Genomic DNA, 23,995 nt, shown 5'->3' with positions numbered 1-23,995 from the left:
ATGCCGCCCAACAATCGGCAAGAAGCGGCGCCAACTTCAACGCGAGTACGCAGGAGAATGCTGGCTGCGTTATGTTCTGTCACTCCGATAAAGCGTGCAGCAAATAGGCCAGCCCATCATCGGGCTGGCCTTGCCTGTTTCTGTTTGCATGTTCTGCACACTTTCCGTCTATGCCCGGAAAGCAGCCAGTTGATCGTTCAAGCCCTTCGTCTGGCTGTATACCTGCTGATAAATCGCGAAGATGTTGCGATACTCCTCCGTACGCGCCGGGTTGGGCTGGATCGTCTCGGCCCTCTGCACGAACTGCTCGCCGCACGCCTCCAGGCTCGGGAACCAGCCGCAGCCGTAAGCAGCCAGCATCGCAGCACCCATTCCCGGTCCTTGCTCATTGGCCAGCCGCACGACAGGCAAGCCAAAAATATCGGCCTGCATCTGCAGCCATGTCGGGTTCTTCGCGCCGCCGCCGATGGACACGATCTCATTCATCTCAACCCCGGCCTCGCGGAACATCTCAACCGACTCATGGAGCGAGAACGTAATGCCTTCCATTACCGCACGGCCGATGTGGCTGCGCTTATGCGAACCGTCCAGACCGATGAAGCTGCCGCGTATTACAGCGTCGGCATGCGGGGTGCGCTCCCCGACCAGATAAGGTGTGAACAGCAGCCCCCCGGCTCCTGGAGGTATATCCTCCACGCCTGCCAACAGCTCCTCGTAGCTGGCTTCCGGCGCGAAAGTATCCTTGAACCAGCTCATGCTGTAGCCGGCCGCCAGCGTTACGCCCATCGCATAGTACGCTTGCTCCTTGCCGTGATTGAACAGATGCACTTTGCCGCCAAAGTCCTGGTCGCAAGTTTCCGCATACGTCAGCACCACGCCCGATGTTCCGATGCTGCACATCGCCATCCCCGGCTTCAGGATGCCAGCTCCGATTGCGCCGCAGGCGTTGTCGGCACCGCCGGCAAATACCTTCGTGCCCGCCGCAAGGCCGGACGCTTGAGCAAATTCAGCCTGCACCTCGCCTACACAAGCGTGCGCTTCGACAATAGGCGGGCACATGGAAAGCGGAATGCCGAATGCATCTGCAATCCGCTCGCTCCATTGCTTGCGCTTGACATCGAGCAGCAAAGTGCCGGCCGCGTCAGACACATCCATATGATACTCGCCGCATATCCGATAGCGGACATAGTCTTTAGGCAGCACGAACTGCTTCGCCTTCGCGAACAGCTCCGGCTCATGCTCCTTGACCCAAAGCAGCTTCGGCAGCGTAAAGCCTTCGAGTGCCGGATTCTTCGCAATGCCCAGCAGATCCGCGCCCAACACCTGCTCGATCTCCCGGCACTGCTTCGTCGTGCGCGTATCGTTCCACAGGATGGCGTTGCGCAGCGGCTTACCGGCTTCGTCCAGCAGCACCAGCCCGTGCATTTGGCCCGAGAAGCTGATGCCCTCTACATCTTGGCCTGCGGCTCCTGCCTTTTGAAGCGCTTCCCGAATGGCGTTCGATGTGCCGCTGACCCATTCCGCCGGGTCCTGCTCACTGTATCCAGACTTCTCTTGAATGAGCGGATACACGCTTGTCGCTTCCGCTTTTACAGCGCCTGTACGGTCAACCAGCAGTACCTTCACAGCGCTCGTGCCCAAATCCACTCCCAATACATACATGCGCGTTTCCTCCTTTTTTAGTTGCCCGCGAAAGTGAAGCAAGGCTTTGCAGCGTATTCCGGTTACTTTCGCGGGGCCCGAACATGAAACCCACGAAAGTGAAGCAAAGCTTTGCAGCGTATTCCGGTTACTTTCGCGGGGCCCGACTCATTGTTTCGTTCAAAAAAGGCCACAAGGACCGGCGGCCAGGCCGGTCCTGTGACCTAATCCGTTGCGCCAAGGTTATCGCTTCAACAAGAGGCGCTTAGAAAATGTATTCGTTCATGATCGCCTTCAGATGCTCTTGGCGGCCGGAACGATTTTGAATTTCACCCAGATCCAGCGCATACTGCTCCAGCGCCTTAAGATCCGCTTTGCCTGCAACGACGTCTGCGCCAATGCCGGACTTGAACGATGCGTAACGCTCTTCAATCGCATTTTCAAACACGCGATCCTCGATCAGCTTGGCAGCCGCTTTCAGACCGCGGGCAAAGCTGTCCATGCCGGCGATGTGAGCAAGGAACAAGTCTTCCTGCTCGAAAGAGCCGCGGCGAACCTTCGCGTCGAAGTTGACGCCGCCTTTGCCGAGACCGCCGTTTTGCAGGATTTCGTACATGGCCAATGTAACGGAATACAGGTCTGTCGGGAATTCGTCGGTATCCCAGCCCAGCAGCATATCGCCCTGGTTGGCATCGATCGAACCAAGCATACCTTGAATCCGGGCAACCCGCAGCTCGTGCTCGAAGGTGTGACCGGCCAGGGTCGCATGGTTGGCTTCGAGATTCAGCTTGAAGTGATTTTCCAGGCCATAAGTACGAAGGAATGCGATCGTAGTTGCCGCATCAAAATCATATTGGTGCTTGGTCGGCTCCTTCGGTTTTGGCTCAATCAGGAACTGCGCATCAAAGCCGATTTCCTTCGCATAGTCAACGGCCATATGATAAAGGCGCGCCAGATTGTCCAGCTCCAGCTTCATGTCCGTAATTTGCAAATATTCGTAGCCTTCGCGGCCGCCCCAGAACACATAGTTTTCCGCGCCCAGCTCCTTGCCCGTTTCCAGACCTTTCTTCACTTGCGCCGCCGCGTAAGCGTATACATCAGCATTATTCGCAGTTGCTGCGCCGTGCACGAAGCGCGGATTCGTGAACATGTTCTGCGTGTTCCACAGCAGCTTCACTCCGGTGGAGGCCATGTGAGATTTGATCATGGCGACAATCTCATCCAAAATTTTGTTCGTCTCGCGAAGCGTGCTGCCCTCCGGCGCAATATCCCGGTCGTGGAAGCAGAAGTACTTGGCGCCAAGCTTTTCGTAAAACTCGAACGAAGCTTCTACGCGTGCCTTGGCGATATCGATGCCGGAAAATTTATCCCAGGAACGAACCGCGGTACCGCTTCCAAATGGATCTGTGCCTGAAGCCGTGAACGTGTGCCAGTACGAGACGGCGAAGCGCAAATGCTCTTCCATCGTTTTGCCGGCTACAACTTCGCTCGGGTTATAGTGCTTGAATGCAAAAGGGTTCTTCGATTCTTTGCCCTCGTATGTGATCTTGCCAACTGACGGAAAATAGCTCATCTTCACATGACCTCCCATGAATTCGTTTCTCCTACATCCTATCACGTCACGAGAAGTTTGTCTATTGGATAAACAAAGTTTTTGTAGGTTTTTTTTCCCGACCATGCTACACTACTTATAAACTTTAGCAGCCGCAGCAGGATTGCTCTTCCTCACCTGCATCCTCTTCCTGCATTTCCATTGCCTGCATGCCTTGCGACGAAAGACTGCCAGACGGCCAGAAGCTCTGAGCAGCTCTGCTGAAAGGAAAAAGCGCTGCTTGACATTTTGACAAGGAACGGACGGAAGCGAAGCATGAAAGTTACTGGAGACCTGCAGTTGGTCAAACGCATGAATAAATCGATTATTCTGGATAAAATCCGGAACGCCGGCCCTATTTCCCGGGCGGCCATTTCCGCGGAAACCGGCTTGAACAAAGGCACCGTATCCAATCTGGTCAGCGAGCTGATCGAGGAGCAGCTGATTATGGAAACCGGCACCGGCGCCTCAAGCGGCGGACGCAAGCCGGTTATGCTGCTGTTCCGAGCAGGAGCGGGATTCGCCATAGGCATCGATCTGGGCGTCAACTATTTGCGGGCGGCGCTGACGGATTTGGAGGGGCGGATTGTGGAGGAGCTCCTCCACCCGCTTGCGGATACGTCGCTGCACTTAATCACGCAGCTGATTTGTGAATCGGTGTCGGAGCTGCAGCGGCGGCTCCCTGCCAGCCCCTACGGGATTATTGGCGTCGGCATCGGCGTTCCGGGCATGGTCGATGGCAGCGGTTCCGTCATCTCCGCCCCCAATTTGGGCTGGCGGGACGTCGAATTGCGGGCGGCGCTGCAAGCTGCGATCCCGCTTCCCGTGTGGATCGACAACGAAGCCAATGCCGGCGCGCTTGGGGAGAAACGATTCGGCGCAGGACAAGCGTATGCGCATTTCATCTATGTGAGCGCCGGCATCGGCATCGGCGCCGGCATCATCTTGAACGACGCTTTGTTTCGAGGCAGCGGCGGCCTGTCTGGCGAAATGGGCCATATGACCATCGAAACGAACGGCCGGCAATGCCGCTGCGGCAACGCCGGCTGCTGGGAAATGTACGCCTCGGAGAATGCCCTGCTCCATGCGGCGCAGCAAAGCGGACTGCTTGCTCCCGATGAAGCCGGCGACATCGGCTTGGACCGGATGACAAAGCTGGCGGCAAGCGGCGACCCGGAGGCGATCCGGCTGTTCGCGGATATCGGGACGATGCTCGGCATCGGCATTGCCGGGATTATGAACAGCTTCAATCCGCAGGCCGTCGTCGTAGGCAACCGGCTGCTGCTGGCCAAGCCTTGGATAGCTGCCCCGCTGAAGCAGGCAGTGGAACAACGGGGACTGCGCTCCCATCTTCGCCAGACGGATATTGTGTTCGCTGAGCTCGGCTTGCGTTCTGCTGCGCTCGGAGCGGCCTCGCTGGCGATTGAGCAATTTTTGCAGAACGACCATGCGGCGAGAGGCGCCGGGGAGGAGCCGTCCAGAACCTGACACACCCTTGTGCTGTTTTTGATCCCTGACTGTACCGGCCTGCGCCAGCCTGCAATTCGTTCTTGCTTCAGCTTGGGGTTGGCGCGAATGCATGAATCATCTGCTGCGGATTCCCGATCTTGGATTCGCAGCAGCAATCTGCCAGAACTGAATAGGATCGCCTCGCTCTCATAAATGCGATGGCACCGCGAGCTTCCCGCAGTTTCCTTGTTCGGGGCTCCCTTTTCTAGCGAATTTGTTGTACAATGGAGGATATTATTCTTTATTTAGAAGTAAGCAATCGGTTTTCTGCATGCTTGCGATGCAGTCAGAAAGCCGCAATGATTCGAGGAGGTATTGCCAACATGTCCAACAAGAAGATGCGGTCAGATATGATCAAGAAGGGCTTTGACCGCGCGCCTCACCGCAGCTTGCTGCGCGCTGCCGGCGTGAAGGAAGAAGATTTCGGTAAGCCGTTTATCGCGGTGTGCAACTCTTATATCGATATCGTGCCCGGTCACGTGCATCTGCAAGAATTCGGCCAGATCGTCAAGGAAGCCATCCGCGAGGCCGGCGGGGTTCCGTTTGAATTCAACACAATCGGCGTTGACGATGGCATTGCCATGGGCCATATCGGCATGCGCTACTCGCTGCCAAGCCGCGAAATTATTGCCGACTCGCTGGAAACAGTCGTGTCCGCGCACTGGTTCGACGGCATGGTCTGCATCCCGAACTGTGACAAGATCACGCCGGGCATGATGATGGGCGCTCTGCGCGTAAACATTCCTACCGTCTTCGTGAGCGGCGGACCGATGAAGGCCGGACGCACGAAGGACGGCAAAGCAATCTCCCTGTCCTCCGTATTCGAAGGCGTGGGCGCGTTCCAGTCTGGCAAAATCGACGAGCAAAGCTTGACCGAGCTGGAGCAATACGGATGTCCGACTTGCGGCTCATGCTCCGGCATGTTCACCGCCAATTCGATGAACTGTCTCGCAGAAGGCCTTGGTCTTGCGCTTCCGGGCAACGGTACGATTCTGGCAGTCAGCCCGGAACGCCGCGAATTCGTGAAGAAATCCGCTGCCCAGCTCATGGAGCTTATCGAGAAGGATATCAAGCCGCGCGATATCGTAACCATCGAAGCGATCGACAACGCCTTCGCGCTGGATATGGCGATGGGCGGTTCGACCAACACCGTGCTTCATACACTGGCGCTGGCGCACGAAGCCGGCATCGATTACCCGATCGAGCGCATTAACGAAGTCGCAGAGCGCGTGCCGCATCTCGCGAAGATTGCGCCGGCCTCCGACTATCATATCGAGGACGTGCACAATGCAGGCGGCGTGAGCGCAGTATTGAACGAGCTGTTCAAGAAGCCTGGCGCGGTTTACGGAGACAACATTACGGTAACTGGCAAAACTTTGCGCGAAAATGTGGAAGGCTGCGAGATCAAGGATACGGACGTCATCCGCACGCTGGACAACCCGCACAGCGCCAAGGGCGGACTGGCAGTATTGTTCGGCAATCTTGCGCCGAACGGTGCGATCATCAAGGTGGGCGCGGTCGATCCTTCGGTCGGCGGACGCCATCGCGGCCCGGCCATCTGCTTCGACTCGCAGGAGGATGCGCTTCACGGCATCGCCAATGGCAAGGTGAAGGAAGGCCATGTTGTCGTCATTCGCTACGAAGGACCGAAGGGCGGTCCCGGCATGCCGGAAATGCTCGCCCCGACTTCGCAAATTGTCGGCATGGGCCTCGGCGCGAAGGTTGGCCTGATTACGGACGGCCGTTTCTCCGGCGCGTCCCGCGGCATCAGCATCGGCCACATTTCGCCGGAAGCAGCGGAAGGCGGTCCGATTGCTTTCGTGCATGACGGCGACATCATCGATCTGAACCTGGATGAACGTACAATTACGCTGGAAATCAGCGACGAGGAAATGGCCAAGCGCCGCGAATCCGAATGGAAAGGCTTCGAGCCTAAGGTGAAGACCGGCTATCTCGCACGCTATTCCAAGCTCGTCACTTCCGCCAGCACCGGCGGCGTTATGAAAATCGATTAATTTGCAGCTTGCTTGATCCAGTGGGAAGCAGTCTCGATATGCGGAAAGGCGCATTGCCCTACCGCAATCATCTTCCCGCCCGCTAGGCGCAATCCTTTTGACAGTCCGTGGCTACTTGCAGCCACGGACTGTTTTTTATTCTAGAATTGAGCGAGGGAACCGAGGCTCTCGCTATAGACATCCTACCTTATCCCACGGCACGAGCTGTGACAGCTTTACCCAACGATTTTCCAGGTCTGTTGACCGTCAATTGGCAGATGAAACGACGCCTAACATATCCGATATGTAATTCGTTCATGGTAAACATATCGTTCGTTCCGACCGTAAGTTTTTTTTGGCTCTCCGAAGGTTTACCTTGCAGGCTATCATCGACATTAAATGTCCAAAACCTTTGATAATGCTGGCTTTTTCAGTTGTTCAGCAAGCCCTAAAATATGCATGAAGATAGATTCAAACAAGTTCGTATCTGAAAGCATTCGTATTTCTTGCCAAATGTGAAGAAATGCGAGAGTAGACTGACTAAAGTCATGTACGAGGGACCAGCAGTAAGCCACGTTCAATTCAATGTCCTTAATCGATTTACGCATGGACCGTAATTCCGTACAAACACTGGATGAGAGCATTTTGATCAAAAGTAACGGGATCAACACTAGGATGATTGTTGTTTTCGCAGTACAATTATTCAACAAGGTCATAAACGAAACAAGAGCAATCTGTGCAGCCCATCATAACAAGAGACTCACACTACTAAACCATACATCGTTTACATATGTTATATCGTATAAACGCCAGCGAAATAATATAGATACTGCATTAAAAAGACTGCCGACAGAAATTTGTCGACAGTAGGAGGTTTCCTACAACTTTAGGAAACCTTTGGCATCCCCCTAATCTTTGTTAAAAAACAGTATTGACACAACTAAATAGACGACAATACCTAGCAAAAACAATAAAACTTTTTGTTTCATACCCAATATTATACTAGTTTATATTACCAACTTCCACCTGAACCCGAATGACAAATTGCTTTACTCGTTGCACTAGAAAAATAAATATTGGTGCATGTGGGATTTTCTGAGTTAAATGTGAGAGCCCTTGCTACCCACTCTCCTGCAGAAGCCCCCGTATATCGTATAAGAACTCCGTCAATAATATATCCAACTACAATACCTGCAATAAAAACAACCACTGCGCCTACCGGTATAGCATTCGGTTGAACATCCGGACCACCATACAGTGACACTTCAACAGTTTCAAACTTAACGTAATGGTTATTTGCAGCAAAAACTTGATTTCCACCCAAAATCGTAGATGAGACGAGAGCTACCACCAAAACACACGTCAAAACCATAGAAAATTTCAAAAACCTTTTCATAATCCAAACTCCTCCTTTTTTTCAATGCATTTACATCTTCGACGTTGTTTACTGAATTCCTCTAATTTTCCAATAATTTTGTCTGCTTTTTTGTAATCGGATCATATATCAATATTTGAAAATAAGAACCCAATATACAAGAGATATTTTCAAATGTTTGCATTAACTTTTCAAAGAAAGATCTCGAAGAACTCCTTTACATTCCAAAACCCATGGTATATTTATCGAGTCCATTTTATTCTAATAGCAATGCAGTTGGATGTTTATGTGAAACTCAGTTCTTTACCTGTTCGAATTGTGGAGCAATACATCAATCGATTAAAATGTACTGGGCGCTGGATAAACCTAACACTACTTCATTCTTCAAAGATATACATTGAATGCTATTAGCTGCTTAGTTCGTAAACATAATACACAGCTCTGTTGTATTCTTCACCATTACGTGGATAACGCCATCGCAGCGCAAGACTATTTGAAAAATTTAGTACCATTAGCCAAGCAAGGCAATAACTATATTTCGATCTTCATGGATACTGTTCCGAGAAAAACATAATCGCCATGGTATATGTCCTCGCCCGTAACTGATTCCGCCCTACAATAAGAAAAAGAAATGGAAACAGTTTGTAGTCACGCATTGCCGCATATGAACCAACTCCCTTGTCAGATTTCAAAGGTTATATGGAAATTAGTGGGATCTTCTGAACGCATTCATCACTAGTAACGAATAGCCAAAATTATTAAGTCATATTCGTCTTAAAAACATAAAGAGCATCGCGGAAATCACCAAAGAATTCTGCCTCATGTTGTACGGGAGGTCTTAACCAAATTGAAAAAAAATCCGACGGCACTCGGTCCGCCGATATCCAAGCTTCTGGCGGCTTTCGTCTCACTCTTCATTGGATCGCACAACAGCAACAGCATAGTATGTGCGCATCTTCGGTTTCGGCCGTTCGCGCACATACTGTGAAAAAAGGAATTCACCCTGCTCCGGGACGAAAAGTCAAGCCGGGAATTTCTGTGAATGGACAAGATTTACAATTCCAGTCCCTTCCAAAATGAAATCCGCGAGCCCGTTATATTTCCACATCGCCAAGCGAGAGCATTTCCGGCTGGCCCTTCAACGGCTGATAGCAAAAAGTCTCGAAGTATCCGACATCGTCGGCGAACGCTTGCAAAGCTCTCGTTTCGCGGAACGAACCAATAGGCATTACGTGATAAAGCCGGAGAAGTACTGAACATCCTCTTCTCCGGCCGCAGCTGCTCACAAGCCTCCCAGCACCCCTACTTCTCTTCGGCCAGGCGGTGTAAATAGCGGCACGCAGTCAGCATCCCCTTCTCCAAATTTTCCAGATGAAAATGCTCATTCGGACCGTGCAGGTTTTCGTCCGGCAGCCCGAATTCCATCATCACTACCGGCACGCCCAACACCCGGTTAAACACTTCAACTATAGGAATGGAGCCCCCGCTACGCGTATAGACCGGCTCCTTTCCAAAGGCTGCTCCATAGGCTTCCGCCGCTGCGCGCAAATACGGATGGTCCGCCGATACTTGATACGGCCGTCCGCCGTGCTGGCGGATCAGCTCGACAGTGACACCGGGCGGACAGTGCTGCTGCAAGTGTCGTTCTATCGCGTCCATCACGGCATCAGGATCTTGCTGCCCAACCAATCTGCAGGCAATCTTGGTAGTTGCGCCCGTCGGAATGGCAGGCTTCAGGCCGCTTCCCTGAAAACCTCCTGTCACGCTGACCACTTCCAAGGTCGGACGGGCGGTCGTTCGCTCCAGGAACGTATACCCCTCCTCGCCATACAACGCCGGCACCTTCAGCTCCCGCTGTATCTGTTCCTCGTCTGAAGGCAGACAGCGTAGCTGCTCCCGTTCTTCCGCCGTCAAATCCTGCACCCCGTTGTAGAAGCCTTCCACCGCCACCTTGCCATCCTTCGCATGGAGACTGGCGAGAAGATGAGTCAATGCGTGGATCGGATTTTGCACACCGCCGCCGTACAGGCCCGAGTGCAAATCCTGCGCCGGACCCTTCACCCGCACCTCCATGCCGGCAAGCCCCCGCAGCGAGGTGCAGATGGATGGCGTGCCATGCGCGATCATCGGCCCGTCAGAGATGACAATCACATCGGCATGCAGACGATCGGCATGCTGCTCCAAAAAGCCGGGCAGGCTGGGACTCGAAATCTCTTCCTCCCCCTCGATGCAGAACTTCACATTCACCGGCAGCGCCCCTTCGGCCTGCAGCAGCGCCTCCACGGCGTTCACATGAATGATCAGCTGCCCTTTGTCGTCCGTAGCGCCGCGCGCATATATGTTTCCGTCGCGGACGACCGGCTCGAACGGGTCCGTATCCCAGCCGTCTGCTGCTTCCGCCGGTTGCACATCATAGTGCCCATAGACTAGCACGGTCGGTTTGCCCGGCGCGTGCAGCCAGTCCGCATACACGATTGGATTCCCTTCCGTCTCGATCACCTCTACGTGCTCCATGCCGGCTTTCCTGAGCCTGTCAGCCAACCAATCGGCCGCCTTTTGAATACTGTCCCGATGCTCGGTCCCCACGCTCACACTCGGTATGCGCAGCAATGCCGCAAGTTCCTCCACATACCGCTCCCATTCCGCCCGAACATAACTTTCCACCGCCGCGTTCATCGTCATCTCTCCTTCATTGGGATTGTTTGATTTCAGTAAGGTCAAGGGGCCAATGTAGCAGTACCAATTATTTATAGTAGCAACTTCATAAATTTTGGCTTACACGGATCGAAAATCGCTAAATTATTACGGAATTACTATTAAGTATTACCTTGCCTTCCTCAATTAATAGTAAAAGGTACACTAATCGCACAAATCTGCCAGCTGCACCATCTGAGCAGGCCAAGCGATGTAAAAAAACCGGCCCGTCTAATGACAGGCCGGCTCCGCAAAGAACAAGTCGTTTATTTCACGTACAGGCGGCTCGTTTCTTCCCAGATCTCGCCTGGTTCCAAGCCGATCAGGCCGATCTGCTCGGCCGGCATGCCCTTGACGTTCGGCGCATTGACCAGATTGATCTGCGGCTCGGGGCAGAAGAAGCCTTCCTTGCCGCCATTGTTGTAAATCATCCAATGCTTGTAGGCGCTGCCCGCATCATAAACCAACGTCGCACCCGTACGCGTATCCGTCAATTCCATCCGGTTGCGGCCATCCTGGGTCGCCGCCGTATAATGATTGTCCATCGGCGCGTAGAATGGATAGACCCCGTCCTGCTTCATCGCTTGCTCCTCTTCGCTCAACGGTTGCATGCTGCCCGTTGGCAGCATGCGCTTGCTCATCTCATACCGGTCGCCAATCGTCACCTTCATCCGATAATCGGTCGCTTGACTGCCTGGCGCAAACGGAGCGTTAATGGCGGTATGGAACGCCAGCAGCCAAGGCATGCGCGTTGCGCCCTCGTTGCGCACGGTGACCTGCTGATGCAAGCCATGCTCGCTTAATGTATAGCGCAAGCGAAGCGTAAAGCTGTGCGGCAAATAGCGGTAAACCTCATGCTTCTCATCGACACGCAGCGCCAGGGTGACGTGACTGGTGCGTTCATCGGCAGCAAAGCTCTCCACCTGCCAAGGTATGTAATGGATAAATCCATGAATATGGTTGTTAGTGTCCTCCTCATTAATTGGCAGCGTATACTCTTGGCCTTCCCACACCATCTTCCCATCCTCATACCGGTTCGGCGGATACAGAATCGGTATGCCGTGCAGAATCGGGCGTTCCTTGAAGGATTCGAACTCTTCCGGTGTCGGTTCATGCAGGAACGCATAGCCCTGCTCCTTATCGCGGAACGCGATCATGTTCGCGCCGATATTCGGCAGGACAGCCGCTTCATAACGTCCGCTTGTTAGCCAGATGGCCGGTTCTCCTTGATATTCGCCTTGGTAAGCAGTAGGTTTGTTCACGATATAGACGCCTCCCGAAAAATAGTCCATGATTTGCTAATCCTAGCATACCATAATCGCTGCAGCTATGCCTATGCGGGCACGATACGCGAATGCTGCCATGGAGGACGGCGTCTGCGGCACAAGTGCGGCCTGCTTATGTTTATGGCCAATTGCGTTTATTACCGGAGGGACGTACGAATTTCATCCGACAGCTCAACTCGGACTCTACATGCACACGATGTCCGGAGTCAGCACGATTTGTTCAAGCAGCCCGATGCCGCGGTCTGCGCCGCCTATCCGCTCCAGCACCAGCTCCGCCGCCGTACGGCCAAGCGCCTCGGGATTTTGTCTCACGTAAGCAAGACGGTTCGCAAACAGCGGGGCAAATTCCAACTCGCCATAGGAGGCAACCTCCCAGAAATCGAGCGGCTGTCCCATCTCCTTCAAGCCCAAATACAGGCCGAAAGTCATTTCATTATTCGCAGAGAACACAGCGGTAGGAGGCTCCAGCAAACGATGCATCTGGCGGGCAGCCTCGCGTCCGGACGAGCGCGAGAAATCCCCGGAATACCAGAACATATCGGCGGGTGACAAGCCCGCGCGCTCCAATGCGGCCTGCACGCCTTCGCGCCGCTCGTCCGCTGTGCTGATTCCTGCCGGGCCGCACAGAATGCCAATCTTGCGGTGGCCCTTGTCTACCAACAGCTTCACCGCACGTTCCGCAGCACCCCGATTGTCCTCTATGATAATATCGGACTCCACGTTGTTCACTCGGCGGTCAATTAGAATCAGCGGCACCCCGCGGTCTTGAACCTCCCGCAGCTTGTCCGCATTTTTGCCCATTCCTGCTATCACTAGCGCTTCGATCCGGTTTTCCAGCATAAAATTGATGGCACTCCGTTCCCGGGCAGCATCAGCGCCGCTGTCCGTATACAAAATATGATAATTGCGCACAGACAATAGCGCTTGCACTTCTCGGGCAAGTCTCATGAAATACGGATTGCGCATATCGGGCAAAATCAAGCCCACACAATGCGTCCGCTCCCGCTTCAAATTCCGGGCCACGGCATTGGGCCGATAATTCAACTGACGCACCGTCTCCAGCACCCGATGCCGCACATCCTCGCTGACATATCCGCTTTTATTCAAAACCCGGGAAATGGTGGCCGTGGATACTCCCGCCGCCTGGGCAACTTCTTTAATCGTCACATTACGCACAAGCAAACCCTCACTTTACAAAAGCAGCAAACAATTTGAAATCGTTTTCAAAATATCACAACTTTTCTGGAAAAGCAACCTTCCCTCACCCATTTACCAAAAAATTCCGAGGTGCGGAGATGCCTCTCCTGCTAATAGACGCTACCCTCTGCCGCAAAGTTCGGTCATCCTCTAATCTATTCACTTTTCAATGAAATCGTTTTCAAAAAATAAGCCATTTATAAATAGAACATTGAAAAAAACTCGCACCTGACCGGGTACGAGCAAGCGCCTATCGCGCCTAAAGTTCCTGCGAGCCTGTATCCTGCGAAGGTCGCCGAATTGATGGCAATTCCACCGGGAATGGAGCCTGCCACCGCAACGATGTCCGCAATCTCGCTCGCTTTCAACCATTTCCGCTTCTCTGCCGCCTCCCGTTCCAGCAGCGTTATGATCGTATACCCGCCGCCGAATGTAACGGACCCAATCCGCAAGAAGGTGATCCATATTTGCAGCAAGAGCTTCCCATTGTTGTTTCTGAACATATGATCACTTCCCGTCCTCGTTCTCATCCATCATATCGAACTTTTTCCCATCATGATCTATTGCAATTTCATATAGAACCCATAAGACGCACTCATGCCCACTATTCCACTGGGTCTGATGTGCATATACGTGTGCCCGTTAGGTTTGCCCCTCGGGCGCCGCCTTTAATCGTCCAATGTTGACGAAACGAAACTAGATTTGCTATCATAAACTAATATTATTAGTTTTCAGAGAAAGGTTGGATGTTCGTGCGTGTGGCAAGCATTCATTCGCTTTATCAGATCAGCTTTATGCCCAGGCTGCTCCCCGTCAATTGCTATCTCGTGGAGGAAGAGGACGGACTTACGTTGATTGACGCCGCTCTGCCCTACAGCGCCTCAGGAATATTGCAGGCGGCCCGGCAAGTCGGCAAGCCTATCCGCCGCATTGTGCTGACGCATGCCCATGCCGATCATGTTGGCGCTCTGGATGCATTGAAGCGCCGTCTTCCCGAGGCGAGCGTCGCCATTTCGGAACGAGATGCCCGGCTGCTGGCCGGAGATCTGAGCCTTGACCCCGATGAAGCGCCGCTCCCGATTCGCGGCGGCATTCCGAAGAAGATCACAACCGTGCCCGATCATCTCTTGAAGGAAGGTGATCGCATCGGTTCCTTGACCGCGATTTCCGTGCCCGGCCACACCCCCGGCTCTATGGCCTTCCTGGATGAGCGAACTGGCGCCGTCGTCGCCGGAGACGCACTCCAGACAAGAGGCGGCATAGCCGTAGCGGGGTTGCTTAAGCCAAGCTTCCCGTTCCCGGCCATGGCTACCTGGAACAAGCAAGCCGCAATACGTAGCGCAGCGAAGCTCTTGGCCCTTTCCCCCGCTTTACTGGCAGTCGGGCACGGACCGATGCTGGAACAGCCGGAGCGTGCCATGGAGCAGGCCATAGACGAGGCCAAGCGCGCGATAGGAGGAAGATAATCGATGTCACCCAGAATGGGGCTTACCCTGCCGACAATTATACAGGCTGCTGCAGAGATGGCGGATCAGGAAGGATTCGATGCGGTGACCTTGGCCAGTCTCGCCAGCAAGCTGAACATCCGCACGCCATCCCTGTACAATCATATCGACGGCTTGAGCGGGCTGCACCGAGAATTGACCCTGCTCGGCATTGACCAGTTATATCGCGTCATGGCCGAAGCTGCGCACAAGCATCATGGCGCAGACGCCATACGCGCCATGAGCCACGCCTATGTCAACTATGTAAGGAGCCGCCCCGGACTTTATGAGGCTACCTTCCGCATGCCCGATTTTGCAGATGCCGATGTGCAGCAGACCGGCAACCGGACATTAGAGCTCGTTGTCGAGAAGTTTCAAGAATGCGGACTGGAGGGTGAGGATGCGGTTCATGCGGTGCGCGGACTCCGCAGCTTGCTTCATGGCTTTGCGTCTCTAGAGAGCAAGGGAGGATTCGGTATGCCGCTTGATGCGGATGAGAGCTTGCGGCGTCTGATCGATACGTTTTTGCTAGGCATTCAGCATGCTGTCCCTAAGTGAGGAAATAAAAAGAAAGCCGTCCTCTCCGTCAGCAAGACGGAAAGGACAGCCTTCATTCATCCGCAAGGAGCGAACTTTGCGCAAGCGGTGAGCGTAATTGGCAAGCTTCTCTTACAGGCAGAAACGTTCAAGCGTGCTCCTGATGCCCCTCTTGCAATACAAAGCGATATTGCATCAAAGCGACTAGGCACGTTCTAACGCGTTTCCAATCGTTCGGGAAGTACCGGGTGATGCGTGGACACGTTCAACGGAACCACACCTCTCTTCGATCACCGCTGCCTCTTTAATATGAGTCGGATCAAGCCAAGGTATGCAGAGTGTTCACAATTTCTTTACAATCATGCCGGCTTGATGCTTGTCTCACACGGCGCTTGGGGCGAAGGCTTCGATTATAGCGTGCTGCCGTTCTGCCCGATGCCCTTGTCCAATGCCGCAATGATCTCCTCATAGCCCTTTTCCTCTGCAAGCTGTCTTGGCGTCATCCCGCCCTTTTCCGCAATTGTCGGATCTGCCTGGTAGGCCAGCAGCAGCTCCACCATGCCGACATCGAAATTGTTTGCAGCCTGATGGAGCGGCGTCCAGCCTCCATGCTGCTGCACATTCGGGTCTGCGCCATGCTCCAGCAGAAGCTTGACGATTAATGTTCGCTTGCCCGCAGCGGCCGCATGAATGGGGCAATTCGCCATCTCGTTCTGCGACGCTATGTTCAGCTGCGCGCCGCGCTGTATCAGCAGTTCCGCCGCTTCATGTCCGCCGAAGAAACAGGCCAGGTGGAGCGGCGTCCAGCCATCGAAGCTGAACGTATCCAGAAGACTCGGTTCCTGGTCAAGCAAATAGGCAACTGTGTCAGCATCGCCCAGCATGGCTGCTTCGTGAACTGTGACAGTCACGCCCAATTGCAGCAGCAACTCCACACTGTTTCGACGGCCATAGTACATGGCAGCAGTAAGCGGGCTCTCCCCGTTCTCCATTGTTTCATGGAGCAATTCCGGATGCTCCTGCAGCAGTATTCGCATCGTTTCCGTGTCGCCTTCCTTGGCAGCGATCATCAATTGTTCCAACATTGCCATTCATCCTTTCTTCGCGTACAGATCAGAGCAGCGACTTCACCATGCCGCCATCCACCTGCAGGGTGACGCCAGTCAAATAGGAAGCCTCATCCGAGCATAAAAACGCGACAGCACTGGCGAACTCCTCTGGCTTGCCCGATCGGCCCAACGGAATAGCACTTTCTGCGGCCTTGGCCACTTCCTCCATAGCTACGCCCGCATTCTCTGCCTTAGCCTTGTCCAAATGCTGGATACGCTCCGTGTAAATGCGGCCCGGCGCTGCATTGTTGATTCGAATGCCGTACGGGCCCATTTCCTCTGACAGCGTCTTGGCCATGCCCACGACTGCAGAACGATACGCATTCGACAGAATCAAGCCGGGGATGGGCTGCTTGACCGACATCGAAATGATATTGACGATTGAGCCGGACTGCTGCGCCTTCATGCCCGGAAGCACCTGCCGGATCAGGCGCACAACGCTAAGGAAGTTCTGTTCATGCGCCCGCTGCCAGGCTTCGTCGTCGAACTCTTCAAATCGGCCCGCCGGCGGCCCGCCCGCGTTCGTAACCAGCACATCGATTCCGCCTAACTGCGTGATCGTCTGCTTGACCAACCGTTCTACATCATCCGGCTTGGACAGATCGGCCGCGAACGCAATCGGACGCACTCCGGTTCTCTCCTCAATATCCAAGGCAGCCGCCTCAACCCGTTCCAGCGTTCTGCTGCACATGGCTACTTTGGCCCCGCCAGCCGCAAGCTTCAAGGCCACGGCCTTGCCCAGTCCTTGGCTGGCCGCGCAGACCAGCGCACGTTTACCATCTAATGAAGACATCGAAAGATTCCTCCCTGTCCTGTTCAAAGTGTATGTATGCCCATCTCCAATATTGTACCATATGCCGCGTTGTTGTGCGGATACGGCTTGACCATTGCCGGTCCGGCTCCAGCTTACATACTATTTCCACATTGACGAATCGTAAAGCTCCCTTTAAGATAGAAACAAACCGTTCAATTGCAGAATTAACCGTTTGTTTATTCTGCTGTGCTTTAATGCTTTTATCGACAAAAGCATTAAACAAACAGAACAAGATCATAAGGGGGAAACAAAAAGATGAAGATGAAGCTTTGGCTGCCGCTTCTGCTGGCAGCAATCATGATCGTCTCCGCAGGATGCGGATCGGCGAACAACGGCGGGACAGGCAATGGCACGAACAACACGGGATCCACTAGCGGCAACGCGGGAGAATCCACGAACGATGGCGCAGCCAACAATGCGGACGAGCCTGCGGAATCATACAAAATCGCCATTGCCCAATACGTGGAGCATCCGTCTCTGGACGCTACCCGCGAAGGCTTCCTCGCCGCACTGGCAGACGCCGGCCTGATCGAAGGGGAAAACCTCGAAGTGGACTTCAACAATGCGCAAGCGGACTCCACAAACAACCTGTCCATTGCTCAGAAGCTTGCTTCGCAAAGCCAGGATCTCGTGCTGGCCATCGCTACGCCAACCGCGCAGGCCGTTGCTCAGCAGGTGCAGAACTCTCCGGTCCTGTTCGCGGCTGTAACGGATCCATTGGAAGCGAAGCTCGTTGACAACTTGGAAGCGCCTGGCGGCAACGTATCCGGCGCATCGGACACTAACCCGGAGGCGATCAAGCAGTTGATGGACTTCATTGCCGCTCATGTGCCTGATGTGGAAACTGTCGGCATCGTCATCAACGAGGGCGAGCCGAATGCGGTTGTCATGGCCGGCCATGCAGAAGCTTACCTGGCTGAGCACGGCATTGGTCTCGTACGCGCTGCTGTCACCAACACTTCGGAAGTGAAGCAGGCTGCCGAATCGCTGATTGGCCGCGCAGACGCTATCTACATTACGCTTGACAACAGTGTAGTCAGCGCCGTTGCCAGCATCGTGCAGGTAGCTAACGACAACGACATTCCTTTCTTCTCCAGCGATCGTGATACAGTCGAAGCTGGCGCATTCGCAACTGTCGGCTTCAAGTACTACGACCACGGATACGAAGCTGGCGAAATGGCCGTCGAGGTGCTGAAGAACGGAGCCAATATCGGAGATTTGCCAGTTACGAAGCCGAGCAAGCTGGACTTTATCATGAACCTGTCCGCTGCTGCTGAGCAAGGGCTGGAAGTAACCGATGAAATGAAAGGCTACGTACAAGATCCAGAAAACAACATTATCGAATAAAGCTTTATTCAATTAGGGAGTGGATGTGCCCTTTCTTCCACTCCCTTTCTTGTCGAAGGAGGCAAAATCATGATTGGTTCATTAATGGGAGCGGTGGAACTTGGCCTGTTGTACGCGCTGATGGCGCTCGGGGTTTATATCACCTTCCGTATTTTGAATTTCCCCGATCTGACCGTAGACGGCAGCTTTGCAACAGGCGGAGCGATCGCTGCAGTCATGATTGCGGCCGATTATTCGCCATGGCTTGCCATGGTCGCCGCATTTGCCGGGGGTCTCGCAGCCGGGGCTGTCACAGGCCTGCTGCATACGAAAGGAAAGATTAACGGACTCTTGTCCGGTATCTTGATGATGATCGCCCTGCACTCTATCAATATGCGGATCATGGGCAGGCCGAATATTTCCGTACACGGATCGGAAACTGTCTTCCCCGATGTTTCCCGCTTGTCGCTCATTATTATTCTGGTGCTCTTTATCCTGCTTATCAAGTTTCTGATTGACGCTTTTCTGCATACCGATATGGGACTAGCCGTTCGGGCGACGGGCGACAACGCCCGGATGATCCGCAGCTTTGGCGCCAACACGGACAATACGACCATTCTCGGTGTCAGCCTCTCGAACGGCCTTGTGGCTGTTTCCGGCGCGCTGATTGCCCAGCAGTCCGGCTTTGCGGACATCTCGATGGGAATCGGCATGATTGTAATCGGACTGGCTTCAGTGATTATCGGCGAGGCGATCTTCGGGGCGAAGACAGTGATCCGCGCCACGATCGCTGTCGTGCTCGGCTCCATCGTCTATCGGATCGTCGTAGCGCTGGCGCTGCGTGTAGAATGGCTGGAATCGTCTGACCTGAAGCTGATTACAGCAGTCATCGTCATCATTGCGCTCGTCCTGCCGTCGATTCAGCGTTCTCTCCGACAGAAGAGCTATGCCCGAAAACGGGCTGCTGATCTCCTGACCGCACAGAATCCGAACGGAGGTGGACGCTAATGCTAGAAATCCATCAGGCATCCAAGCTGTTCAATCCCGGCACCCCCGACGAGAAGATTGCGCTTGTCGGCGTTAATCTCAAGCTTCAGCCGGGAGACTTCGTAACGGTAATCGGCAGCAACGGGGCCGGCAAATCGACGCTCATGAACCTGATCTCCGGCGTATTGAAGCCCGACATAGGCGAGGTTCGGATCGACGGGAACGACATCAGCCATCTGCCGGAATTTCAACGAAGCCGCTGGATCGGACGCGTATTCCAAGATCCGATGGCCGGTACGGCGCCTACGATGACGATCGAGGAAAACCTGGCTATGGCTTATGCCCGCGGCAAGCGGCGCGGCTTCCAATTCGGCGTCAGCAGCCGCAAGCGCAAGCTCTTCCAGGAAGAGCTGAGCCGATTGGGAATCGGGCTCGAAAATCGGCTGCGCGCCAAGGTCGGCCTGCTGTCAGGCGGCGAGAGACAGGCGCTCAGCCTGCTGATGGCCACCTTCACCCGTCCGCAAATTTTGTTGCTCGATGAGCATACAGCTGCCTTGGACCCGGCGCGGGCCGAGCTGATTACTCAGCTGACAGAACGAATCGTGCGTGAGATGAAGCTGACCACGTTAATGGTCACTCACAACATGGAGCAAGCCATTCGTCTGGGAAATCGCCTCATTATGATGGACAAAGGCCGCATCATTCTCGACGTGAATGAGGAACGCAAGGCGACCTTGACCATCGAAGAGCTGCTAAGCGAATTCGAGCAAATAAGCGGCCACAAGCTGGCCGACGACCGCGTCGTGCTCGGATAATCGGCAGACTTAGTCTGACCCGGCAGATTGCCGCCGATCAATCATCGGCTCCTCTCTTCCGGGTACAGGCAAATGAATCAGCGCAGGAAGGAGCAGCATGCGTTATGCGATTGGCAGGACCTGTATTTGTGGAACAGCAAACACCGGACAGCTGGATTCAATATCTGAAGCAGGAAGGCTACCGCGCGGCTGTAAGCCCGGTACGCCACGATGCGGACGATGCAACGATTCAGGCTTACCGGGAAGCGGCTGAGGCGCATGATATTCTCATTGCGGAGGTAGGCGCCTGGAGCAACCCGATCAGCCCGGACGAAACGACGCGCATTCAGGCAATCGACTTCTGCAAGCGCCAGCTGGAGCTGGCAGAGAAGCTTGGCGCCAGATGCTGTGTCAATATTGCCGGCTCCCGCGGGGCAAAGTGGGACGGGCCGCATCCGGACAATTTCTCCGAAGCTACATTCGAGCTGATCGTCAAGACGACTCAGGACATTATCGATTCTGTCCAGCCGCAGCATACGTACTACACGCTGGAAACGATGCCTTGGATCATACCCGACTCGGCAGATACGTATCAGAAGCTTATTCAAGCTATTGACCGGAAGGCATTCGCTGTGCATTTTGATCCTGTCAACATGATCAGCAGTCCGCGCATCTACGCCGCCAATGGCGAAATGATGAAGGATTTCTTCGCCAAGCTTGGTCCTTCTATCAAGAATGCGCACGCCAAGGATATCCGGCTTGCCAGTAAGCTGACGGTGCACCTGGACGAAGTGCTGCCTGGAACGGGCGAACTCGATTACGAGGTGTTCCTCACCGAGATGAACAAGCTGGACCCCGATACCCCGCTCATTGTAGAGCATTTGTCCTCCGAGGAAGAGTATCGGCAGGCAGCCGGCTTCATCAGGCAGAAAGCCTCTTCGCTGGGGATCAGCCTTTAGCCGTATAGGTACGATACACCTGCAACTGCAAAAAAAGGTCGCGGGCATGACCAGCATTCCGTCATGCGCTCGCGACCTTTTCTATTGTCACGTCTATACGATCCGCAATTATGCGGAACCTGCATTTTTTCAGCTGTGCTGCTTCTGGACGAGCCGGGTGATGGATTCGCGGTAGATGACCTCGCCCAATATCAGGATTTTTTCCAAGGGCTCCTGTTTTTTGTCAATACGCAGCAACAGCTGCTCCACTGCTTTTTTGCCCATCGCTTCCTTCGGAACATTCACCGTCGTAAGTGCGGGCTTCGTCCTGTAGGCATCCTCGATATTGTCAAAGCCCGTTACCGAAATGTCGTGCGGAACGGCCAATCCCAGCTCGTTGAAGGCGTTCACCGCATCAATGGCAATCATATCGTTCGCGCACAGCACTGCAGTTGGCAACTGCCCTGCCCGCTGCTTCCGAATGGCCCATAGCTTGATTTGCTCCTGAAAGTCCTGGATGCCCTCCAGCTGAAACAGCCATTCTTCCTTCATATCGGTTTGCAGCTGATTCTCCTCCAGCACGCTGCGGAAGGCGATCCATCGATCGTGAAAACTCCTTGAATAACGCGCGTTCCCTATGAAATTCATCCGTTTATGACCGATTCCTATTAAATGCTTCGTCAAGCGGCTCATGCAATCATAGTTGTTGACGAAAATCGTGTCGGAAGGAATAAGCGGGTCCTCATGATCGACGAGCACCATCGGCAGGCCGATCCGGTGCACCTCCAGCAGCAGCGAGGTGGAGATTTCACCTACGCCGATCAGCCCCAGTATGCCGTTCGGATTCAAGATATGCAGGAAGTGGTCAATGCTTTGTTCGGAGATAATGACCATCCCGAGCCCTATTTCCTCCAGCCTGGCGGAGATGCCGTCCAAAATCTTGCCCCAATAGAGCGAATCCCGTGTTTGAAAGCGAATGTTCGGCATGAGGACAAGCACGGATTGCTTGTTCCCGCCAGCTCCCGCAGTCGGAACATCCCTGCGGACGTTTTTCATGTAGGCGTTCTTCTGGGCGAAATAACCTAGTTGGGAAGCGGCTTGTATGACCCGTTCCTTGGTTGACTCACTGACCCCGCCTTTGCCCGATAACGCCTTGGACACGACGAATTTGGAGACACCCAGATGATCCGCAATTTGCTGCATCGTTATTTTTTTTGTCATCGCATTAGACACCAACCCATTTTTCTCACATTGAACCTATTATAGCACGCTTCCCCCACCCTGTCATAACAAATCGTCGATTCTTGCTGCATGTTAGGCGAATCGCTAACGAGAAAACGATTTTTGTTAGGTTGGCGTTATCTTCATGCAGGCATAAACAAAAATTCCATAGTTAATTATGGTATAATTTAGTCGGGAGCCGCGAGGTTGCCGTTTTCTCGCACCGGAGCTTTGTGGGTAAAGGAGGAGGATTATGTATGGGAACAAGGGTCTCGTCTATTCGCCTAGAAGAGTATTAACACGAATTGATGTAGTTATTGTCGAAACGAATCCGCTGCGGGTCAGACAGCTGGTGGATGCGATTTCAATCGAGGAGCATATTTGGATTTCTGGGATAGCCACAACAAAGCAGGAGGTCAGACACTGCATGGAGGCCGCAAGTTGCCATGTCGTCCTGATTGATTCCAACTTGGAAGGAAGCCAGACAACCAGCAATACGATGATTAAGGAGATTCGCCATCGCTTCTCGGAAGCAGCCTGTATGCTGCTCATTGACCATCCTGGCATCGATGCCATTCTGGAAGCGGTGCGTAATGGAGCCGAACACGTCATCTTGCTCCACCATCTGAATGAGCTGGGGGATGCCATTCGTACAGCGGCAGCGGGAAGAACCTATATTGATGGTGATATCTCTGCCGAACTCATACGGGAATTGCAACTCCAGAGCTTAACGCCAACGGAAAGAAAAGTGTTCGCATTGCGGGAGCAAGGCTTGAAAACAGCGGAGATTGCCGATCGGCTAGTAACTTCCTATTATACGGTGCGCAATCATGTCAAAAGTCTGAATCGCAAGTTGCGAGCAAAAGGCTAGCCGTCCCTTCATTATCAAGGCAGCACAGCTAGCCCGCCTGGGCATCCTCGACTCAACCAGCAGCTTTCCACGCCCTGTCTTTATGCTTCATCAACAATTCAAGATGCTCCGGTGCACTTACTACCCCTTTGGCAGCTACAGTCCCGTCGTTCCTCAGATAATAACCGAACGGAAATACCGTAATGCTTAATTCCGCAAAATCATAGGGCTGAATCGCATAAACGGGAACATCCAGCTCGAACCGGCCAAGCTTATCTCTGATTTCTTCTTCTGCCCCATCGATAAGAAGCGCCAGCTTCAATCCTGGATTTTTGCGAAGAAAAGCCGGAATATGCGTATAGATCCCCTCGCATGCCTGACAGGCTACGGAGGTGATCAGCAGCACCGTATCCGCCGCACTTCCCTGCAAGGGCATTATCCCCTTGTTGATGCTTGCCAATTCCGACTTGGGGAAGACTTGTCCAGCCGGTATGCCTCGTTCGCTCTCAGCAAGGATATCCTTGCGAATTGTCTCTCCGCGCATCGGCTGGGCTGTCCGCTTGAAAAGCTGAATGATCGCTGCTGCACCGACGAGCACCAGCCCCCAAAGGACAAAGTAAGAGACAAAAAACAATTCCGACATCACAT

General features: G+C 53.7%; 21 protein-coding genes. 9 read left to right on the top strand and 12 right to left on the bottom strand.

Annotated elements, in window-relative coordinates:
• Positions 1-168 precede the first annotated feature (168 nt).
• Positions 169-1,662 carry a xylulokinase gene (gene xylB, locus XYCOK13_RS04615; RefSeq protein ID WP_213410717.1) on the bottom strand — a complete coding sequence of 498 codons (1,494 nt, stop codon included), beginning with the start codon at positions 1,660-1,662 and terminating at the stop codon, positions 169-171.
• A gap of 244 nt (positions 1,663-1,906) precedes the next feature.
• Positions 1,907-3,214 (bottom strand): xylose isomerase, encoded by a 1,308-nt coding sequence (gene xylA / locus XYCOK13_RS04610; protein ID WP_213410716.1) that lies wholly within the window; start codon positions 3,212-3,214, stop codon positions 1,907-1,909.
• A gap of 294 nt (positions 3,215-3,508) precedes the next feature.
• Between xylA and XYCOK13_RS04605 the strand changes: the two genes are divergently transcribed.
• Together XYCOK13_RS04605 and ilvD are read left to right on the top strand one after the other, a co-directional pair.
• Entirely contained in the window at positions 3,509-4,720 is a 1,212-nt protein-coding gene (locus XYCOK13_RS04605) for an ROK family transcriptional regulator (RefSeq protein ID WP_213410715.1), read from the top strand.
• Between the two features lie 344 nt (positions 4,721-5,064).
• Positions 5,065-6,756 (top strand): dihydroxy-acid dehydratase, encoded by a 1,692-nt coding sequence (ilvD, locus tag XYCOK13_RS04600; RefSeq protein WP_213410714.1) that lies wholly within the window; start codon positions 5,065-5,067, stop codon positions 6,754-6,756.
• A gap of 991 nt (positions 6,757-7,747) precedes the next feature.
• On the opposite strand, the gene XYCOK13_RS04595 is transcribed toward ilvD, so the two are convergent.
• The 6 genes from XYCOK13_RS04595 to XYCOK13_RS04575 form a co-directional block, all read right to left on the bottom strand.
• The gene (locus XYCOK13_RS04595) at positions 7,748-8,131 is read right to left on the bottom strand and encodes a hypothetical protein (RefSeq protein WP_213410713.1); all 384 of its coding nucleotides are present in this window, start codon (positions 8,129-8,131) and stop codon (positions 7,748-7,750) included.
• 1,073 nt (positions 8,132-9,204) lie between these two features.
• Positions 9,205-9,339 carry a hypothetical protein gene (locus XYCOK13_RS22120; protein WP_280520874.1) on the bottom strand — a complete coding sequence of 45 codons (135 nt, stop codon included), beginning with the start codon at positions 9,337-9,339 and terminating at the stop codon, positions 9,205-9,207.
• A 73-nt stretch (positions 9,340-9,412) separates the two neighbouring features.
• Entirely contained in the window at positions 9,413-10,786 is a 1,374-nt protein-coding gene (locus XYCOK13_RS04590) for a dipeptidase (protein ID WP_213410712.1), read from the bottom strand.
• Positions 10,787-11,070: 284 nt separating this feature from the next.
• On the bottom strand, positions 11,071-12,066 hold the full coding sequence (locus tag XYCOK13_RS04585) for an aldose 1-epimerase (protein WP_244864995.1): 996 nt from the start codon (positions 12,064-12,066) through the stop codon (positions 11,071-11,073).
• Between the two features lie 207 nt (positions 12,067-12,273).
• Positions 12,274-13,266 (bottom strand): LacI family DNA-binding transcriptional regulator, encoded by a 993-nt coding sequence (locus tag XYCOK13_RS04580; protein WP_213410710.1) that lies wholly within the window; start codon positions 13,264-13,266, stop codon positions 12,274-12,276.
• A gap of 218 nt (positions 13,267-13,484) precedes the next feature.
• A complete protein-coding gene (locus XYCOK13_RS04575; RefSeq protein WP_213410709.1) occupies positions 13,485-13,790 on the bottom strand; it encodes a chromate transporter in 306 nt (101 codons plus the stop codon).
• Between the two features lie 249 nt (positions 13,791-14,039).
• Between XYCOK13_RS04575 and XYCOK13_RS04570 the strand changes: the two genes are divergently transcribed.
• Both XYCOK13_RS04570 and XYCOK13_RS04565 read left to right on the top strand, forming a co-directional pair.
• Complete coding sequence (locus tag XYCOK13_RS04570) at positions 14,040-14,753, top strand: MBL fold metallo-hydrolase (RefSeq protein ID WP_213410708.1); 714 nt, start codon at positions 14,040-14,042, stop codon at positions 14,751-14,753.
• A gap of 3 nt (positions 14,754-14,756) precedes the next feature.
• The gene (locus tag XYCOK13_RS04565; RefSeq protein WP_213410707.1) at positions 14,757-15,329 is read left to right on the top strand and encodes a TetR/AcrR family transcriptional regulator; all 573 of its coding nucleotides are present in this window, start codon (positions 14,757-14,759) and stop codon (positions 15,327-15,329) included.
• Between the two features lie 389 nt (positions 15,330-15,718).
• Here the strand turns inward: XYCOK13_RS04565 and XYCOK13_RS04560 are convergent, their stop codons facing one another.
• Positions 15,719-16,393, bottom strand: coding sequence for an ankyrin repeat domain-containing protein (locus XYCOK13_RS04560; protein WP_213410706.1), 675 nt, complete (start codon positions 16,391-16,393; stop codon positions 15,719-15,721).
• Positions 16,394-16,421: 28 nt separating this feature from the next.
• Positions 16,422-17,210, bottom strand: coding sequence for an SDR family oxidoreductase (locus XYCOK13_RS04555; protein WP_213410705.1), 789 nt, complete (start codon positions 17,208-17,210; stop codon positions 16,422-16,424).
• 276 nt (positions 17,211-17,486) lie between these two features.
• Between XYCOK13_RS04555 and XYCOK13_RS04550 the strand changes: the two genes are divergently transcribed.
• From XYCOK13_RS04550 to XYCOK13_RS04535, 4 genes are all read left to right on the top strand, one after another.
• The gene (locus tag XYCOK13_RS04550; RefSeq protein WP_213410704.1) at positions 17,487-18,578 is read left to right on the top strand and encodes an ABC transporter substrate-binding protein; all 1,092 of its coding nucleotides are present in this window, start codon (positions 17,487-17,489) and stop codon (positions 18,576-18,578) included.
• Positions 18,579-18,647: 69 nt separating this feature from the next.
• Positions 18,648-19,565: an ABC transporter permease gene (locus tag XYCOK13_RS04545; protein ID WP_213410703.1), complete on the top strand. Its 918-nt coding sequence runs from the start codon at positions 18,648-18,650 to the stop codon at positions 19,563-19,565.
• Positions 19,565-20,359: an ABC transporter ATP-binding protein gene (locus tag XYCOK13_RS04540; protein WP_213410702.1), complete on the top strand. Its 795-nt coding sequence runs from the start codon at positions 19,565-19,567 to the stop codon at positions 20,357-20,359. Before XYCOK13_RS04545 ends, XYCOK13_RS04540 begins: the two co-directional genes overlap by 1 nt.
• Before the next feature lie 104 nt (positions 20,360-20,463).
• On the top strand, positions 20,464-21,297 hold the full coding sequence (locus XYCOK13_RS04535) for a sugar phosphate isomerase/epimerase family protein (RefSeq protein ID WP_213410701.1): 834 nt from the start codon (positions 20,464-20,466) through the stop codon (positions 21,295-21,297).
• Between the two features lie 129 nt (positions 21,298-21,426).
• Here the strand turns inward: XYCOK13_RS04535 and XYCOK13_RS04530 are convergent, their stop codons facing one another.
• Positions 21,427-22,497, bottom strand: a complete 1,071-nt coding sequence (locus XYCOK13_RS04530; protein WP_213410700.1) for a LacI family DNA-binding transcriptional regulator — start codon at positions 22,495-22,497, stop codon at positions 21,427-21,429.
• A gap of 253 nt (positions 22,498-22,750) precedes the next feature.
• Here XYCOK13_RS04530 and XYCOK13_RS04525 point away from each other — a divergent pair, with 253 nt between their 5' ends.
• The gene (locus tag XYCOK13_RS04525; protein WP_213410699.1) at positions 22,751-23,368 is read left to right on the top strand and encodes a response regulator transcription factor; all 618 of its coding nucleotides are present in this window, start codon (positions 22,751-22,753) and stop codon (positions 23,366-23,368) included.
• Between the two features lie 52 nt (positions 23,369-23,420).
• Here XYCOK13_RS04525 and XYCOK13_RS04520 read toward each other — a convergent pair whose 3' ends face one another.
• Positions 23,421-23,990 carry a thioredoxin domain-containing protein gene (locus XYCOK13_RS04520; protein WP_213410698.1) on the bottom strand — a complete coding sequence of 190 codons (570 nt, stop codon included), beginning with the start codon at positions 23,988-23,990 and terminating at the stop codon, positions 23,421-23,423.
• Between the last annotated feature and the right edge of the window lie 5 nt (positions 23,991-23,995).

It is taken from the genome of Xylanibacillus composti (assembly GCF_018403685.1).
In the GTDB taxonomy this organism is placed as follows: Bacteria; Bacillota; Bacilli; order Paenibacillales; family K13; genus Xylanibacillus; species Xylanibacillus composti.
Note: the sequence above shows the minus strand (reverse complement) of the source record. Positions and strands in the feature narration are given on the sequence as shown.

Coding starts and splice junctions, on each gene's coding strand:
- XYCOK13_RS04525 (WP_213410699.1), top strand. CDS start 22,751: ATGTATGGGAACAAGGGTCTCGTCTATTCGCCTAGAAGAGTATTAACA.
- XYCOK13_RS04605 (WP_213410715.1), top strand. CDS start 3,509: ATGAAAGTTACTGGAGACCTGCAGTTGGTCAAACGCATGAATAAATCG.
- XYCOK13_RS04555 (WP_213410705.1), bottom strand. CDS start 17,210: ATGTCTTCATTAGATGGTAAACGTGCGCTGGTCTGCGCGGCCAGCCAA.
- XYCOK13_RS04590 (WP_213410712.1), bottom strand. CDS start 10,786: ATGAACGCGGCGGTGGAAAGTTATGTTCGGGCGGAATGGGAGCGGTAT.
- XYCOK13_RS04560 (WP_213410706.1), bottom strand. CDS start 16,393: ATGTTGGAACAATTGATGATCGCTGCCAAGGAAGGCGACACGGAAACG.
- ilvD (WP_213410714.1), top strand. CDS start 5,065: ATGTCCAACAAGAAGATGCGGTCAGATATGATCAAGAAGGGCTTTGAC.
- XYCOK13_RS04530 (WP_213410700.1), bottom strand. CDS start 22,497: ATGACAAAAAAAATAACGATGCAGCAAATTGCGGATCATCTGGGTGTC.
- XYCOK13_RS04575 (WP_213410709.1), bottom strand. CDS start 13,790: ATGTTCAGAAACAACAATGGGAAGCTCTTGCTGCAAATATGGATCACC.
- XYCOK13_RS04595 (WP_213410713.1), bottom strand. CDS start 8,131: ATGAAAAGGTTTTTGAAATTTTCTATGGTTTTGACGTGTGTTTTGGTG.
- XYCOK13_RS04550 (WP_213410704.1), top strand. CDS start 17,487: ATGAAGATGAAGCTTTGGCTGCCGCTTCTGCTGGCAGCAATCATGATC.
- xylB (WP_213410717.1), bottom strand. CDS start 1,662: ATGTATGTATTGGGAGTGGATTTGGGCACGAGCGCTGTGAAGGTACTG.
- XYCOK13_RS04540 (WP_213410702.1), top strand. CDS start 19,565: ATGCTAGAAATCCATCAGGCATCCAAGCTGTTCAATCCCGGCACCCCC.
- XYCOK13_RS04545 (WP_213410703.1), top strand. CDS start 18,648: ATGATTGGTTCATTAATGGGAGCGGTGGAACTTGGCCTGTTGTACGCG.
- XYCOK13_RS04535 (WP_213410701.1), top strand. CDS start 20,464: ATGCGATTGGCAGGACCTGTATTTGTGGAACAGCAAACACCGGACAGC.
- XYCOK13_RS22120 (WP_280520874.1), bottom strand. CDS start 9,339: ATGCCTATTGGTTCGTTCCGCGAAACGAGAGCTTTGCAAGCGTTCGCC.
- XYCOK13_RS04520 (WP_213410698.1), bottom strand. CDS start 23,990: ATGTCGGAATTGTTTTTTGTCTCTTACTTTGTCCTTTGGGGGCTGGTG.
- xylA (WP_213410716.1), bottom strand. CDS start 3,214: ATGAGCTATTTTCCGTCAGTTGGCAAGATCACATACGAGGGCAAAGAA.
- XYCOK13_RS04565 (WP_213410707.1), top strand. CDS start 14,757: ATGTCACCCAGAATGGGGCTTACCCTGCCGACAATTATACAGGCTGCT.